The sequence below is a fragment of the Actinomyces israelii genome, from assembly GCF_030253495.1.
Taxonomy (GTDB): Bacteria; Actinomycetota; Actinomycetes; order Actinomycetales; family Actinomycetaceae; genus Actinomyces; species Actinomyces israelii.
This window is the reverse complement of sequence record NZ_CP124548.1, coordinates 1531144-1545711: the sequence shown is the minus strand read 5'-3', so window position 1 is coordinate 1545711 and position 14568 is coordinate 1531144. Positions and strand designations below refer to the sequence as shown.

Sequence of the window (14568 nt, the reverse complement as noted above, 5' to 3'; positions counted from 1 at the left end):
CCTGGCGGGTCTCAGGGCGCGAGCCGGGGCCGGCGCGGCCAGACCGGAACACGCGGCGCTTCACCCCCGGAGTAGAGCCGCTCGGCATCCTGCCCGGTGACTCGGTATCCGACGGGGACTCCCGCGTAGTCCACCGGCTCCGCGTCCCAGGTGCGGGCGTCCGGGGTGTAGAGCTGCACGACGGCGCCGTCTCGCACGATCGCGACCTCGGGGGCGTCGTGCCACAGAAGCATCCGGGCGCGGGCGCCGGCGCTGAGGTGCCCCCAAGGGCTGCGGAGGATCTGGCGGGGGTCGAGCCTGCGGACGAGCTCTCGCATGAGGCCGGCGTGCTCGGCTCCGAGTCCCTCGGGCTCGGTGGGCATCTGGCCGCGGTCGACAGTGCCCGCGTACCAGCCCAGGTCGTACAGGATGGTCTGCTGCGCCCAGGCGGCGGCGCCGGTGACATCGAGATAGGGGTGGTAGCGGGTGCGGAACTGCGTCGTGTAACGGCCAGGGCGGCTCCAGGCGGCCTGGACGGCGGAGTCTCCCGAGGAGCGTTTCTCGTAGTGGTAGACGGCGGCGGGCACGCAGGTGATCCGTTGGTTGCGGGCGCGGATGCGTCCCAGGTAGAGGGCGTCCTCAAAGGTGGGAGCCTCCCGGTCCTCGGGGAAGCAAGCGGAACGGGCCTCCTTGCCGCGGATAAGGCACTCGTGGACGGAGAGCTGGATGGCCTGGGGCAGGCGGGCGGCATCGACCCTGATAGTGCCATTCTGAAAGCGGAAGTCGAGGGGGTGGGCGGTCTCGCGCCCACCCTGGTCGATGATCGTGCGACCGACCAGGAGTATGTCTCCGAGTCCGCGCGACGAGAGCAGACGTGAGAGAAAGTCGGGAGCGAGCCAGTCATCGGGGTCGGGGAATCCGATCCAGCTCCCGTCGGCCCGGGTCAGGGCGAGGTTGCGGGCGCGCCCCTGCCCGCCGTTGTCGATTTCAATGACCAGGGCGTCGATGTCGGTCGCGGCCGCCCACGTCCTGCAGATGCTGGGCGAGTCGTCGCAGGCGCCGTCCAGGACGAGAACCACCTGGAGCCGGTCGTGAGGGTGAACCTGGGCGTCGAGGGAGTCCAGGAAGCGCGGGAGGTATCGGGCGACTCCGTAGACAGCGCTGATGAGGCTGACCCGAGGTGGGCGGGGGGTGAGCAGTCGCATCAGATCGTGCTCTCCAGGAGGCGGGCCGTGACGCGCGCGCAGGCGCCCGCATCGGGGACGATGAGCCCGGGCGGTGCGGTGACTCGCTCCGCGGCCGCGGCGTCGATGGCGGAGAGCGCCTGTGCGGCGCTGTCGGCACCCAGGGCGCCCGCGGCCTCGTGCCTGGCGCGGTAGCGGTCGGTGTCGGGGTCGCCGCGGGGGTCCCACACGACGCCGACGGCGCCGAGCACCATGCCGTCGTCGAGAATGGAGGAGCGGTCGGAGACCACGGCCCAGGAGCGGGAGAGCTGGTCGGGCACGTCACGCCCCGTGGTGGTCTCGGCATCGAGCTCGGCGAACCAGTCGGGGGCCAGGAGTGCGAGCTTGGGGTGGGCGAAGAGCACGGGCCTGCGCCCCGCGCGCCGTGCTGCGCGGGCGAGGCCCAGCCAAGGACGGTAGAAGTCGTCCAGGAGCGGGTCGGCCGGGGCGCCGGTGTCGATGGCGCGGAAGATTTCCGGGCTCCAGGTGGGGGCGAGCAGGACGCGGTCGCGGTCGCGTCCCAGGAGAGGGTGAAGCAGGTCGTGGCGGGGGAAGCCGGTGAGCCAGACCTCCCGCTTGGTGAGCGTGTAGGAGGTGTGATCGGCGGTGAGGCCCTCGTACTCGGCGGGGGTGGCGGCCAGGACGACGTCGAGGCGCATGAGGTTGAACCACCGCCACATGTCCCGCATGGTGATGCCGTGCTGGAGGAAGACGACGCGCTGATCGCCCCGCGTTCGACCCGAGGCGAGCCGGTGGCTGATGACGGGGTCGCCGACATCGGCGAGCAGGAGCGTGCCGGCCTGCTGCCACGTCGAGGTGAAGGACGCCTCGGTGGGGTCAACGAGGTTGAAACCCTCGGAGGCCAGACGCGCCCAGTCGGGGCTGGCGCGCTCGATGGCGAAAAGGTGGCGGATGCCGGGAGCGTGCTCGCGTGCGTGGCGGTAGAGGGGCTCGGCGTTGTCTCCGGCGGAGTCGTGCCGGTCCATGTAGAGCCATATGGGGGACGTCTGCGCCGGTGCGGTGCGAGCAGGGGCCCTGGGGCCGGTGAGCGCCGCGGCGGGTTTGTCTGACGCGCCCCCTGCGGGAACGAGTCGGCGCAGGATCCGTGAGGCGCGACGACGAAGCCGGGCGGCCTGCTGGGCGGCGCGCCGCCCCGGGCCCGGCGGCGGGGTCGGGGGCCTTCTCATGCCCGGGTAGGGGGCGACGCGTCGTTCCTGCCCGTTGAGGGTGACGGTCACCGCTCCTGCGGGGAGCCAGATGATGCGCTCGTGGACGACAACATCGTCGAAGTAGGTGTGGTCGACGGTCTTGGTGCAGGTGGGTGCGGCGGGAGCGCCGTCGACCGCCCACCTCTCGCGGGGGGTGGGGCCGGCGTGGAAGTAGGTGACCTGCCGGTCGGGTCGGAAGCTGTGGGCGGAGGGCAGGATGGGGTCGGGAAGGGGGGCGCCCACGGCGGCGAGGAGGGCCGCGCGGCGGTTGAGGGCGAGCGGCGTGGAGCTGTAGGCCTCGATCTCGTGGGCGGGGATGCGCGCCAGGGCCCCGCGCAGGAGGAGGGCGACCTCGCTGCGCTGCGCGGCGGTGAGGCGCTGGGCGGCGTAGCGCAGTCCGCGATCGGCGTCGGTGACCTGGATGAGGCGCCGGATGACGAGCTGGTGCACCCAGGAGGGAGCAGGGCCGGCGGCCTGGAGCCAGTCGGGGATGAAAACGCCCAGCAGGCGCCGGTAGTGCTCGATGCTCGCCCAGGGCCCGGGGCTGCCGGCGGCCTGGAGGACGATGGCGGGTCCGTCGTGGAGGTGAAGGCGGTTGCCGGTGGCGGTGATGTGTCGGATGAGGGTTCCGATCCCGTCGTCGGGGCCGCCGGCGCCGTCCCAGGCGGGCAGGCCGCTGCGGGGGACGGTGAGCAGGACTCCGCTGATGGTGTCGGGGAAGACGTGGGGCTCGGCGGTGAGGTCGACGGTGCGGCTGCCGGAGGCGAAGCGCCACCCCAGGGGCCTGTCGTCCTGGGCGCCGTCGGGCCAGGTGGTCAGGGTACGGGTGAGGACGGTACGTGCCCGGGACCGGGGCAGGGCGGCGAGGTATCCGGCCTCCGCGGTATCACCGGCGCGCACGAGGAGGACCCGTCCGCCGTCCAGACCGGCGAGCGCTCGGGACACGGCCTCCGGATCGGGGCAGATGACCGCCTCGGCCTCGGGATGGGTGTCGGACAGGAGGCTGCCGCGGGTGGCCCGGGCGTCTCCGGCGCCGAAGATCAGGACGCGGAGGGGCGGCGCGCTCATGAGCCGGGCACCTCCGTCTCGTTGGGCGGGCCCCAGTGGCTGACGGTGGCGGTGGAGAGGATCTCGGCGCTGGAGATGTCCCAGGTATGGGCGGGCGAGGCGCTCGAGGCTCTGCGGCGCTGGACGAAGCCGAAGCGGGTTGCGGAGTAGATACGGGCTCCGGCCTCGGTGCAGCCCTTGAGGAACGCGGTGTCCTCGCCGGTGGTGGTGTCGGGGAAGCGGACCTGCCGGGCGAGGTCGGTACGGGCGACGATGGTGGGGCCGGAGACGAAGGTGCTGTAGCGGTGCTCCCAGTCGGGGAAACGAAGGACGGTGATGTCCTCCGCGGCGAGGTGCACGTAGTGGGCGTGCTTGCCGACGACCTCGGCGCGGGCGTAGTCGGCGGCGGCGAGGGCCTCGAAGAGGTAGTGGTCGCTGTAGAGGTCGTCGTCGTCCATCTTGGCGATGTAGTCGGCATCGACGTGGTCGAGCATGAGGTTGTAGTTGGCGCCGAGAGTGGTGGAAGCGGGGGCCTCGATCCAGTCGATGCCCAGACCGAGGTCTCGGGCGCGCTCCGTGAGCGCCGGATCGGGGGTGAAGCCGTGAGTGACGACGATGGGCTGCTGGGCAACCTGCTTCTGCGCGGCAAGGGTGTCCAGGACGTGCGGGACCTGCCGAGGCCGGATCGTGGAGATGAGAGGGGCGATAGTGGGCTGCCGACAGGTCCTCTCCCTCATGCCGATGGCGGTCAGGACGGCGTCCACCCTGTGGCTGTAGGTGTGGTGGCTCCAGATCTCACGCCGGGCGAGGTAGGTCATGCGGTCGCGCAGGGCGGGGTTGAAGACCAGGGCCCGCTGGACGTGCTGGGCCTGGTCGCGGTCTTCGACGACGGCGAGAGCGCCAGCGGGCAGGAATTTTCCTGTGGCGACGCTCGGGGTGGTGACCACCGGGGTGCCGCAGGCCGTGATCTCCAGGATGCGTCGGGCGAACATGGAGGGGCTGGAGACGACGGAGTTGACGTTGAGGAAGGTCTTGTACCCGCGATAGGCGCTGAGCATCTGGGGATAGCTGAGGGAGCCGCGCACGTGGGCGTCGTAGGGGGCGGGGAACTGGTAAGCGGGATCGGTTCCCAGGTAACGGGAGAAGATGTCCAAGCCTGTGGCCAGTCGAGGCGACGCGTCGACGGCTGCGCCGAGAAGGATCTCCATCTGTGCGCGGCGCTCGGGGTACTTGTGGTCGAAGTACATGCCGGCGAAGGCGATGTCCCGCAGCGGGGCCGGGCGGCCGTCGTCGCCGAGGAGCCGGACGGGGTTGTGGATGGCGGGCTGGGCGGCGAAGGGCAGGGTATCGACGCGATTGTGGCCGAGGTCGTGCCGGTAGCGGTCCAGGAGCGTCTCATCGGTGGTGAAGACCCAGTCGAACAGCCGGGCGGTGTCGATGGCCTCCTCGTAGTGGGCGGGGTCCTCCTTGTTCCAGAAGACGGTGGGGACGCCCGCAGAGCGCAGGGCGGCAACCATGTCTTGGAGGTGCGCGGACGGGCCCCTGGGACCGATGACCTGGTAGCGCCAGGCATCGGCGTTGCCGTGCCAGGCCGACTCGACGAAGAGGAAGTCGATGGGCGTGTCCCCGACCTGTTCGCGCCACCGGTTGGGCGTGAGCGGCACAGCGCGCCACTCGTACTGGAGGGCGAGCGCGGTGAACTCGTCGGCGATGACGCCCACCGTGACGTCGTGCCGACCAGCAGCCGACGACGGGTCGGGGACGGGCCACTCTGCGAAGGCGGCCTCCCCCCTGCGCCCGCGACGACGCCTGGCCGGTCGGGCCCACGCCGAGGCCCGCCGGCGCCGCCGGTACTCCTTGAGCCCGGTCAAGCCTCCGTGGCGCAGGTGCCACAGGGGGACACGAAGAGACCGTGCAACTCTCCTAAACATCCTCAATCACCGACCGTAACGCTTCACCATCTCGCTTGAAATCGAAAGTGAAAGGAGAGCCAAACGCCTGCTGGCTCCACCCCGAAACAGGGTGAGGAATTTCTGCATCGCAATAAAAATAATAGCTTTTCCCGCCGAGAGCAGACGCGATCAGGGCCTCATTAATCGCATTATACGTCTCCGGTGCGATTATAATCCTGGTAATTCCCGGCCGGGACATCAACGAGTTTATAAGACCGCTCCCCCCATATCCCGCAACCACTGAAGCGCTTCGAAAAAGCCTTGCCTGATCCGACAGGTCAAACATTTCAGGATGAACAACGTCAAAACCACTACGCCGAAACAAAGACTCTACCTCGGCCGCGTTTCGGCATTTCCTCACGTGCCCCTCGGGTCGGGCCACAAATATGCGATCCCCGAACTCTACAGCGGACTTAGTGCCGGCCCGGCCATCGGCGGCAAGAGCATCGGCGACCCTAGACCAGACATCGACAATACCGGGCGCCACGTAACCTAAGTTAGAGAACATCGGAGTACAGGAAAATAATCGCTCAACCGCAACAGGTCCGTTAAACACCTCAATCCTGTCCGCAGGAATGCCCGCCGCTTCCAGAAAACGAGGCACCCATGGCCTCAGGTCCTCGAGCCCACACCCTCGTGAGGACGACACCAGAACCCGCAGACCAGGCTGCGACTCACGAGCCAGATCGAACCCCCACACTCTTCCAAGCAACTCAGTCGTCGTATGCCCATAGGTATCGATGAATTCTGAGTCAAGATAGAAAAAATCACCTTCCAGTCGTCGAGACGGAATAGACGGCCCCCGCGCAAACAACGGACTCGCGTCTCTCAGACGACTATTAGAAAGATACTTCTTTCGAAAAAGCCTAAAAGTTTCGGGAAGGAAAACATTTCCTCGCACCACAACCTGTCTCGGATAGACGTCAACGTCCTCGTACCGACGCACTTCCAACGGAGGGACGTCGAACGCCTCTGGATATCGCTCACGATAGCCAGGAACATTAGACCAGTAAACAGCCCGGGAGACAAACCTCTCAGCCTCCCTACGAAACAGGACAACTGGGCTCCACTCTCCAAGGCGCTCCTTCACCTCCGGCGAGGACAACGTATCCTCCGAGACCTTCATAAGATGACGGAAACGCTTCTGAACAACCGCTAACGTCCCTTCAATGTGCGCGAAGCCGATCGACTCGCTTAATTCCGCACGAGAGCCCCGCAACTTTCGATCGTCGAAAATACGACGACGATCGTCGACCAACGAGAAAATCTCCTCCAGAACGTCCGGCTCCTCAGAGTCGCACAGAGCCGGCACACTCACCGCATGAAGGTCTTCAACAAAATAAAGCCCTCCCTCTCGCAGGCTCCAGAACAGGCTCGAGAATGCAAATCTTTTTTCGTGGCGAAGGTTCCTGCCCGCCTCTACCAGGACATCCCAGTCGCCCTTGGATATCAGAAAAGACCCTGCATCCTCCACCCGGTCAACCGCTACAACCTCAACACTCCGGCATCGGCCGACGAGATCCTCATCGAGACAAGATCCCCCAAGATGCAATAAAGTCACACGGAGATCTGGGCGCCAGGCCCCCAGCGCTGCTGCCAGCTTCTCGGCACCATTAGCCCCAAGAATTCCGACCCGAGCCCCTCTATCGACAAAGTCCTCGAACATCTTCTGGTAGCAGCGCAAGTAACCTCTGACCGAGGAAGACTCGTCTGCCCCGACCAGGCGCCCGATCGAGTCCAGATCAGAAGAGTAATTTCCGACAGAAGTGCTCATTTCTCTCATCGTGATTTACCTTCCCCGATGTAGGATGGCAACGGTAGTCCCCGTGCGGAGCTACTTATCCACCTGTCTAATCGCCGACTGAAACTCCTTCACCGCCCTCCTGTTATAGTCGTCCGCATCAAATGACGAAACAGAAGACCTATTCACCCAGCGCTCCATCGCCTCGGCAAAGACCTCTGGGTCGGTTGCAACAACTTCTCCTGTACCCATCGCCACAGCCTCCGCCGAACCAGGCACCGGAGACGTCAGCACAGGAATTCCCAGTGTCATCGCCTCGAAAATAACCATGGGCTGACCTTCATGAAGAGAAGGCATCACAAACAGGTCTGACGCAGCGATTGTTGCTGCGGGCTCGCTGACAAACTCTGAGAAATGGACATAGTCGGACACGCCAAGAGATGCTGACAACGCCTTCAGCCGCATCTCCATCGGCCCCGACCCCACGATCATAAGATGCGCATCAGGAAGACGCGCATGCAGTACGCTCATCGATCGCAGAAGCAGTTCGTGGTTCTTCTCCGGCGATAACCGGCCAACGGTGACGATACGTGGCCCATCGCTTGGGACAGCGTCCCAAAGACTCTCACCGCTGGCTGCCTCCTCCCTGATCTTATCGATATTGAGGCTGTTATGAACCACCGTCATTCGCGCATCATGACGTGGATTCATGCTCCGAGCAAGCTCGGCGTTTTCATCGAAGATCGCGTCAGCCACCGATGCAACAACGTCAAAATCTTCATACATTCTGGCGATCTCTGCAAGGTAAGGAAGTCGGACATCAATCTCACGTCTGATCTGATTATGAAGAACAACCATGTTCGAGCTACCAGGTGGCGGACCATAGGCAAATAGAGCGTTCCAAAACCTTGAGTATCCTTCAAAGTCAATAAACGTAACATCACGGGGCGCCCCGAAGACGCGCCTGAACTCGCGCCTGTAGGCAACTCGCACGTAGTTACGAAGAGGCTCAGATATCGCACCAAAGTTAGCAGAATAATGCGACAGCACCCACGCCTCCTCAAGAGAGACCAGCATCTGCCCGTTTCTCCCTAGAAAGCCATAATTTTTGTTCAAGGAGCGCACAGCAGCGGCCCGGCTTTCATCATGCGCTACATCAACGGCGTTAAGAGCGACATAAATTCTGTATTTTGATCCACCGAGATTTGAGAACAGATTGAACATCGAACTCCGGATTCCGTTGGGAACCAACGATTCGGCAAATACCAGCGTTCTTCTAGAATCAGCAGCAGTCACGGTAGACTCAGTCTTCGCCCAACGTCCCTGGATCCAATCAAGAACTCTTACTGATGCGCCCCCGTCCTCCATGCCGCAATAGATGTTTCTTGATTCCAGGTATCTCTTATCGGGCTCAAATCCCCTGTCCCCCAGCAGCCTCTTCAACTCATCGACCGTTGTCACAGCGTCAGAAATGACGTCACTTGGCAGTAGATAAAGGCCACGTTCCGCCTCGTACTCGGAAATGTCTGGAGCATATGATATGACTCGGCGGCCAGTGGAAAGATAGTCAAACAGCAGACTGGAGTAATCTGTCACAAGAACATCTGCACCTCGAAGCACATCGTACGTATCGATCTCGCTTGGGACGATGACCGCACCCTCAACCTCGCCGATCGCCGACTCAGCAAGATGGTGAGAACGAAACAGCAGTATGACGTTCGAGACAGAAGCCATTGCACGGATAGCAGACTGAGCCCCCTCAACATCCATCGATCGCTCGTCCGCGGATCCTCTCCATGTCGGCGCATAGAAAACAATCTGCTCACCGCGGTCATCGATGCCCAGTGAGCTCAGCAGGTCCTGGCGTCCGTTCTTCCTCGTGCTCACAAGTCGGTCCAGCCGAGGGGAGCCTCCGACAATGATTTCCCCGGAGTACAGTCCTTCGAGGTCATAGTCACGAACGATGGAGTGAGCCGTATGCTCGTTGGGAAGGTACAGTAATGTGCAGTTCAAAAAATTATGCGTCACGTTAGCGTGCTCCAAGACCCCAGTTCCGATCCGCTTCCCAAGAGTCTTCAATGGAGTTCCGTGCCACGTGTTAATGTACTCCTGCCCATCCCTACGAGCAAAGTACTCCACGAACGAGGTGTTGTTAATCAGCACTCCAGCTGTAGCCAGGAGCCGTTCGTAGAGAGAAGAGCCATATGGCACAACGAACGTACGGTCATCACCATTCAGGGCAGACGGGATCGTGGTGGACTCCGTCACGGTCCAGTAGAATCTGCAGTGAGAGAAACGTGGGTCGCTCCTCATCTCAAGATAGATCGCCAGCGGGTTGTCGGAGATCTTCTTTCCCCAGAAAGACTCAAAGAGAACAACATCATGATCCACCGCCTCACGCTCACGATACTCCACGTAACGAAAACGTCGACGCTGATACTTCGACTTTATGAGGTTCTTAAGCGGTATTCCGTCAGGCCTCCTGAACTCCCGTGAAGAAAGAAGTAGCTCGCACGCCTCCTTGTACTGGTTCCTTGTACTGGTACTGTGAGGCCATGAAATCTGAGATCTCACGCGAGACAGCAAGGTCGACCTCTGCCGAGGACCTGGCACATTTAAGGTAGTGGTTCATCGCCCCCTCATAGTCGCCTAACGCTCGGCGCTCTCGCGCCAAGGCAAGCTCCATTATGGGTCGTTGACGAAGATCATCCTGGGCAAGATACAGATGCGACCGGTGCGCAAACGACCGAAGCACCATATCTGAGGCCTCGAGAGCCGCCGAATGCGGCACGTGGGCACTCGGACCGCACCAGTCCTCCAGAGGGACGAGTGCCGCCTCATACTGTCCAAGCTCGTACAGGCAGGTACCGAGTCGGAATTTCCAGTCCTTCTGCTTGTTCCCGCCTATATGTAATGCGTAGCTGTACGCGGACGCAGCAAGATCATACTCTCCGAGCCTTTCCAGAGAGTGCCCATACTTGTAGTTCCAGTAAGGCTTCTTGCCTGACGCCATCGTGATTGCCCTAGGATACCATTTGTTAGCCTCCTTCCACATGTACTGGCGGTCTAGCGAAAAAGCAAGGCCGAAGGCGGTGCCAGCATCACGGATACCCGATTTCCATGCATGACGATAGAGCTTCTCGGCCCCGCGCCAGTCACCTACATCTTCGATATACTTCGCCGGGCTCTCCTTGGAGCCGGAGATGTCGCTAAGCAGGTCATACGCTTCCGCCACGTTCTCCAGCTGAAGGTGAGAACGCGCAAGAATAATACATGCAGCCTTCCTGTCATCCCCCTCAAGCCGATCGATATCGAGCGAATTAATCACGGCAAGATACCGGCGCATGCCGAATAGCGCGCGGCAGTAGGCAAGATGCGCCTCGGCGTCCCGGCTCCCGCGATCGGCGGCCTCGAGCAGGCCGCACCTACGCCAGTCGGTGCCGATGAAAGCAGCAACACCCACCAGCGCCTTCCGGGCGCGCGCATGGTTCGGGTCCAGGGCAATTGCGATCTCAAGATCTGCCGCAGCCTCATCGTACCTACTCAATTTACGTTTACATACGGCGGAACGATAAAACCACTCCGCATGCCCGGGATCTATATTGATGGCCTTCTCATAGTCCTCAAGCGCCTCCTCTGCGCGGCCGTCACGTTCCTTGACAAAACCGAGCCGTTGCAACCATGATGCTCGTTCAGGAACCATCGAACATGCCTTGTTTATTCGCTCAATGGCCAGACTCAGGTCACCCCGCTCAAGAGCACGATTACCGGCTTTATACAGCCACCATGAACGCGACGCGACGCGACGGAGAGATCTCCTGAATCTTGACTGCGCCGTGACAGCCCGTCCCGCGATACCTCCACGTGCCGTCATTATCTCTCCTGCATGTCGTTCTTGATCTGGGTCGTCGAGATCTCGGGCGTGCGGGGAAGATAAACGACATCGCACAGGCCCGCGAGCTGCCCGTCGAACTTGCCGGTCCAGTCGTCTCCCATGACGAAGACGTCGATCGCGTACTTCTTCACGTCCTCGGGCTTCTGCTCCCAGGACATCTCCGGTACCACGAGATCCACATACCGGATGGCCTCCAGCATCGTCTTGCGCTCTTCGTAGGAGAAATATGCCCTCTTCCCCTTGCCCGCGTTGAACTCGTCGCTCGACAGCACCACCACGAGGTAGTCGCCCAGGGCCTTGGCGCGTCTCAGCAGCTCGATGTGACCGTAGTGCAGCAGGTCATAGGTGCCGTAGGTGATGACGCGCTTCATAGTGGTTCCTAGCGAGGTCAGGTCGGCGCACCCGCGCACGGAGACGCGGAACGCCGCTGTTATTATTTCGCAACTCCCGCGCACTGTCCTGCCCGGAGGCGGGCGCGACAGCATCCGAGATATATGTCACGACGCGAGCAAGATGACGGCTAATCATATTGTCTCCTGCACGTCGAGCGATGCCAATATCCATCGACGGACTCGTCCCAGGTTCTTCATAATGGGGGCCGGATCCACGCGCCCCACAGGCCAGGGAAAGTCCTCAACCGTCTTGCTGAGCGTATCCACGAGCTGTGATTGCGTGCACGTCCACGGCCATCCTGCTCGCTCCGGCCACCCGCCGTAGAGGCCGCGTTCCACGTTCCGGTAGCGCTCCAGGTCCGGGACGTAGACAACGATGGGCTTGCCGGTGAGTCGGAAGTCGAACACGATGCTTGAGTAGTCGGTGACGAGAACGTCCGCCGCCAGCATGAGGTCCTCCAACCGGGGGTACTGGCTCACATCCACCACATGCCTGCTGTCATCCCGTTCCGCCTGCAGCCTGTTCATGTGATGGCTGCGGACAAGAACGATGGTTCCCGTGCGCTGCGCCAGCGTCCTGGCGTCAAGGAGACTGCCTGTTCCGGTCCCGTCGGCGCCGCGAAGCGCCTCACGCCACGTCGGTGCATACAGAACCACCGGGCTTCCCTCAGGCACTCCCAGCTCAGCGCGAACTCGGCGTCGTACCCGGGCGCCTCCAAGCAGTCCAACATTGCGCGGGTACTCCCCCACCAGTACGTCCCCTGTGTAGCCCATGGCCAAGCACAGGTGACGGCGGGCCTCCTCGTCCTGGGCCAGCAGGAGATCCCACTGGGGAACCTGCCTGGCCATGAGCCGCCGGTAGACGAGCGAGACCGCCCCCGGCGCGGCGTCATTCAGAAGCCGCTTGATAGGAGTGCCGTGCCAGGTCTGAAGCAGGCGCTGCCCCTCGCGCTTGGAGAACCAGAACGGAAGATTGTCGTTGGTCACGATGACGCGCGCCGTGCGCAGAGCCCGGAACCACGGCTCGGATCCCACGACAACAGCATCTGCTCCTGGCGGAACCGGGACCGTCCCGTCCTCAACCGACCACCACACGGGTGCATCCAGCCCGTGCGCGGCAAGGTCGGCGCAGATCGCCGCAGGGTTGTCGCCCCCGCTGCGCCCGCGGAAGGACTCCAGGAAGACGCCTTTCACCAGTGGGCCCATGTCCTGCTCCACAAGCAGCCGATGCCCGCGCCGGGAGCGTTCGGTCATGGTCAGCGGAGCCATCACGGCGACAGCAGCCGAACCGTCCCTGTGCACGACAATCCTGGCGCTGCGCACAGAACCGGTCAGCTCCGTTGCGGGCCCGTCCAGGTCCCCGCCCACCACGCACCTGCCTGAGGCATCTGCGCTCTCCCAGCGCAGCGAGTAGGCGCCTCTCAGCACCGTCGATTCGGTCAGATCGAAATCGGCTCGCCATGTACCAGTCGTCTCCGACATCGCGGCTGCTCGAATCCGCCCGCGGGAGGAGACCAGGAGCAGGTCAAAGCGTCCGGTCAGTCCCGTGCCGCACCCGCTGAGTCTCAATAGGCCGCCCTTCGTAAGGCAGGCTCCGGTCAGAATCACCCGGTGGCGCGGGCCGCCCTCCGGATGCGCCTCCGGTTCGGCGGCACCAGACGGGACCGGCGCGACTTCCAGGAAGCCATAAGCGTCGCCACGGGCAGCACGGCATTCCCCGTCCCCGCTCGGAGACAGGACGGATCGCCCGGAGCCCGCCGGCGCAGGCAGCCAGCGGGTCAGGCCCCGGTTCGCTACCGTGATGGAGGCCCGGAAGCGGACGGTCCCCTCATCCACAGGGACCGCGGCGGTGAAACCGGACTCTGTGTAGGAGCGCCACGGATCCCCCGCATCCAGGTCCGCCTGCGGCGACCGGCAACGCGACGCGGTCCGGCGGGCGAGCACCTTGCCATCCAGACCGACGGCCTCGATCACCGGCGCGCCCGTGTCCGCGGGATCTACACCCTCGATGTAGGCGGCGCCCCGGACAACCAGTACTCCCCGCCCGCTCCACCCCACAGAGTCGATGACGCAGTGCAGTACGAGGTCCGCGTCTTGCACACCGGTAAGCTGCGCCGGCACACCCCTGATCCGATCCAGCACTGGAGGCTGCGCCTTCAGACCGCCCTCGCCCGCCACCAGCGGAACGCAGGTGGAGTCCTCAGCTCGGGAGCCGAGGACCTCCTCAAGGTCCTCCCGGCTGCCATGCGCGAGGACCCACAGAAGAACCCGGTCCAACAGCCTCATCCCACCCCATATGGAGGACATGGAGGACTCTGCCGAGGGGAGGGTGCTTCTGGCCGTCTTCCGGATCCGGTCCGCGAGAGCCGGCGGCTCCAGGGGGCAGCGTTCGGCGAGGCTCACCAGGTCAGGGCCGAGTCGGTGCGTCATGAGTCCGCTGCGCACCAGCTCGGTCTCCCCGAAGGCGACAGCACCGAGCCGCTCCACAACACCGCACAGCGCTGCGGCGTCACTGCGAGCATTCGGCCCCGGAACGGAGGAGCCGCTCCGCCACGCATAGACCTCGTTGTCAAGAGAATCGAGCGCGCCCGCGGCCACGAGCACCCCGATCGTTCTCTCGGGCAGGGAACGCGACTCGTCCGTGCTGCCCGGCGCGGTCGCCCACAGTCTTGCGCGGGCGAGGACCGTGCCGGCAACGGGATCACGCAGGAGATCCGGGACATCCTCCAAGCGAACTGCCCGATGCTCCTGTGACGGATTGCGGCTCGAGCCGAGTGCTGAAAGGCACCGGCTCTCACCGACCACCGCGTCCGATCCTGAGCGCTTCAGGCTCTTCGTCATCACCTCATAGGCTCCCGCCAGAACAGAGTCATGGCCGTCGACGAGGGTGAGAAGACGGCCTCGCGCAAGCCCGATCGCGTCCTCGACATCCCCTTCTGCCACGGGGCGGATGCGCCGGTCATGGGCAGCCAGCAGGGTGACGGTCTCGGCCGCGTCGTCCTCGGCGGAGACGACGGCGAGGACCTCAAGATCCTTGCACGACTGGTTGAGGACAGACCGTATGGCGCCCTCAGCGAGAGGCCCAGCGCCGTCGCACAGGACGACGACGCTGAGCAACGGGCGGTGGGTCC

General features: G+C 63.8%; 8 protein-coding genes. All 8 read right to left on the bottom strand.

Features of this window, described 5'->3' with window-relative positions; all coding sequences use genetic code 11:
* Window positions 1-11: 11 nt before the first annotated feature.
* On the bottom strand, window positions 12-1184 hold the full coding sequence (locus AIF0345_RS06290) for a glycosyltransferase family 2 protein (protein WP_285297684.1): 1173 nt from the start codon (window positions 1182-1184) through the stop codon (window positions 12-14).
* On the bottom strand, window positions 1184-3478 hold the full coding sequence (locus tag AIF0345_RS06285) for a CDP-glycerol glycerophosphotransferase family protein (RefSeq protein WP_285297683.1): 2295 nt from the start codon (window positions 3476-3478) through the stop codon (window positions 1184-1186). Before AIF0345_RS06285 ends, AIF0345_RS06290 begins: the two co-directional genes overlap by 1 nt.
* Window positions 3475-5328, bottom strand: a complete 1854-nt coding sequence (locus AIF0345_RS06280) for a glycosyltransferase family protein (protein ID WP_311136105.1) — start codon at window positions 5326-5328, stop codon at window positions 3475-3477. Before AIF0345_RS06280 ends, AIF0345_RS06285 begins: the two co-directional genes overlap by 4 nt.
* A gap of 52 nt (window positions 5329-5380) precedes the next feature.
* Window positions 5381-7183: a glycosyltransferase family 61 protein gene (locus AIF0345_RS06275; protein WP_285297682.1), complete on the bottom strand. Its 1803-nt coding sequence runs from the start codon at window positions 7181-7183 to the stop codon at window positions 5381-5383.
* A gap of 60 nt (window positions 7184-7243) precedes the next feature.
* The gene (locus AIF0345_RS06270; RefSeq protein WP_285297681.1) at window positions 7244-9724 is read right to left on the bottom strand and encodes a glycosyltransferase; all 2481 of its coding nucleotides are present in this window, start codon (window positions 9722-9724) and stop codon (window positions 7244-7246) included.
* The gene (locus tag AIF0345_RS06265) at window positions 9624-11024 is read right to left on the bottom strand and encodes a tetratricopeptide repeat protein (protein WP_285297680.1); all 1401 of its coding nucleotides are present in this window, start codon (window positions 11022-11024) and stop codon (window positions 9624-9626) included. Before AIF0345_RS06265 ends, AIF0345_RS06270 begins: the two co-directional genes overlap by 101 nt.
* Window positions 11024-11416, bottom strand: a complete 393-nt coding sequence (tagD, locus tag AIF0345_RS06260) for a glycerol-3-phosphate cytidylyltransferase (RefSeq protein ID WP_285297679.1) — start codon at window positions 11414-11416, stop codon at window positions 11024-11026. The genes AIF0345_RS06265 and tagD overlap by 1 nt, the downstream gene beginning before the upstream one ends.
* A 153-nt stretch (window positions 11417-11569) precedes the next feature.
* The gene (locus AIF0345_RS06255; RefSeq protein ID WP_285297678.1) at window positions 11570-14554 is read right to left on the bottom strand and encodes a bifunctional glycosyltransferase/CDP-glycerol:glycerophosphate glycerophosphotransferase; all 2985 of its coding nucleotides are present in this window, start codon (window positions 14552-14554) and stop codon (window positions 11570-11572) included.
* Between the last annotated feature and the right edge of the window lie 14 nt (window positions 14555-14568).

Bases quoted from the DNA above. Each gene is read 5' to 3' on its own strand.
- AIF0345_RS06275 (WP_285297682.1), bottom strand. From the start codon at position 7,183: ATGAGCACTTCTGTCGGAAATTACTCTTCTGATCTGGACTCGATCGGG.
- AIF0345_RS06290 (WP_285297684.1), bottom strand. From the start codon at position 1,184: ATGCGACTGCTCACCCCCCGCCCACCTCGGGTCAGCCTCATCAGCGCT.
- AIF0345_RS06285 (WP_285297683.1), bottom strand. From the start codon at position 3,478: ATGAGCGCGCCGCCCCTCCGCGTCCTGATCTTCGGCGCCGGAGACGCC.
- tagD (WP_285297679.1), bottom strand. From the start codon at position 11,416: ATGAAGCGCGTCATCACCTACGGCACCTATGACCTGCTGCACTACGGT.
- AIF0345_RS06265 (WP_285297680.1), bottom strand. From the start codon at position 11,024: ATGACGGCACGTGGAGGTATCGCGGGACGGGCTGTCACGGCGCAGTCA.